The sequence below is a fragment of the Ensifer sp. EB106-03-01-XG145 genome, assembly GCF_058792075.1.
Map to the genome: position 1 here is coordinate 1 of NZ_JBYTEC010000066.1, position 1,426 is coordinate 1,426.

Annotated in this window: 3 protein-coding genes; 1 reads left to right on the top strand and 2 read right to left on the bottom strand. The window is 61.3% G+C overall.

Annotation, left to right across the window (positions count from 1 at the left end; genetic code table 11):
- Window positions 1-154: 154 nt before the first annotated feature.
- Window positions 155-517: a hypothetical protein gene (locus tag AC3WWH_RS34740; protein ID WP_058322589.1), complete on the top strand. Its 363-nt coding sequence runs from the start codon at window positions 155-157 to the stop codon at window positions 515-517.
- Between the two features lie 102 nt (window positions 518-619).
- On the opposite strand, the gene AC3WWH_RS34745 is transcribed toward AC3WWH_RS34740, so the two are convergent.
- Window positions 620-904: a copper-binding protein gene (locus tag AC3WWH_RS34745; protein WP_113399715.1), complete on the bottom strand. Its 285-nt coding sequence runs from the start codon at window positions 902-904 to the stop codon at window positions 620-622.
- Between the two features lie 24 nt (window positions 905-928).
- The gene (locus AC3WWH_RS34750) at window positions 929-1,408 is read right to left on the bottom strand and encodes a cupredoxin domain-containing protein (protein WP_113399716.1); all 480 of its coding nucleotides are present in this window, start codon (window positions 1,406-1,408) and stop codon (window positions 929-931) included.
- Window positions 1,409-1,426 lie beyond the last annotated feature (18 nt).

Here is a 1,426-nt window from a genome sequence, read left to right on the forward strand (position 1 = left end):
TGACGCTAGTGCTGCCAGCCGCGCAGGCCTCGACCGCGGGTGATATTGGGGCGCAGGCGAACACGAACCGCGCTGCGCCCCAGCGCATTTCACTCCTCTTGCATCCGATCCTCGTGGTATAGTCCAGGCATCCCATGAACCACGGGAGGGGTGAATGCGTATTCTTGTTTCAGCCCTGGTGAGCGGAATTGCGTTGGCAACACCTGCCGCCGCTACCGAACCTTTTCACACAGCTAGCTTCCCCGACCACACCATCGTCAGCCTGAGCCTCGTCGGAAACCAGACGGCGGCAAGCATCGAGTATGACTACGACGTCTACATTTCGCTTTCGACCGTGAGCACGGACGGGTACGGCTCCTACAGCGATCCAAGCAGACACAAGGCGTCGGTTCGCTGCCATGCACCCGAAGCGGTCGCGGTGAGAGGGGTCAGTTATGCCATTCCAACGCCAGCCGAGGGCGGGACCGACTGGAAGGACGATCTCTGGCGGGCTGTATGCACCATTCCGGTATCGTAGCAGGGGTCCCGCCATGGGGGAGCAGCACCGCGACATGGCTGCACTCTACAGGCGAAGCCATCTCGCGGGCGGGGACCGCGCCTTGCGGCCGCGGATTTAGGCCTACTTGACCTCGGTCACCGTCAGCTTGCCGTCGATCCGCTCGGCGACGAATTCAACGCTCGCGCCTTCCTTGAGCTTCTCCAGCAGCGCGTCGTCCTTGACGCGGAAGACCATGGTCATCGCCGGCATGTCGAGGCTCTTCAGCTCATCGTGGATCAGGGTGACCTTCTTGGCCTTGGCGTCAACCTTCTTGACGGTTCCCTTGGTGAATTCGGCCGCCAGTGCCCCATAGGCAGTCCCGAGGGCGAGGACCGAAGCAAGCGTGAGTTTGATCAGCGTTTTCATGTGAACTTACCTTTCCGAACTCGATTATTTTCCGGCAACCGTGACGTCGCCATGCATGCCGGCATCGTAGTGGCCGGGTACGAGGCAGGCGATCTTGAAGGTGCCGTCGTTGGTGAACTTCCAGATGATTTCGCCAGACTCCCCGGCGGCGAGCCGGATGGCGTTCGGGTCGTCGTGTTCCATCTCCGGAAACTTCTCCATCGCCACCTTGTGCTCCATGATCTTGTCTTCCTGGTCGAGCACGAACTCATGATCCAGTTCGCCGGCGTTCTTGACGGCGAAGCGGATGGTCTGCCCCTTGCGGACCTTGAAGGTCGACGGCGTGAAGATCATCTTGCCGTCGTCCGTCTCGCTCATGGTGATGCGGATTGTCTGGGTCGCCTTCGCCTTCTGGCCGGGCTCGCCGACAGCCATGGCTTCGCCGTGGCCGCCTGCATGACTGCCGGAAGCGAGCGCCGGGGAGGCGATAGCGGCGAGGAGAAGTCCGAGCATCGCAGGTTTCATTGTTTGGTCCTTTGGTTG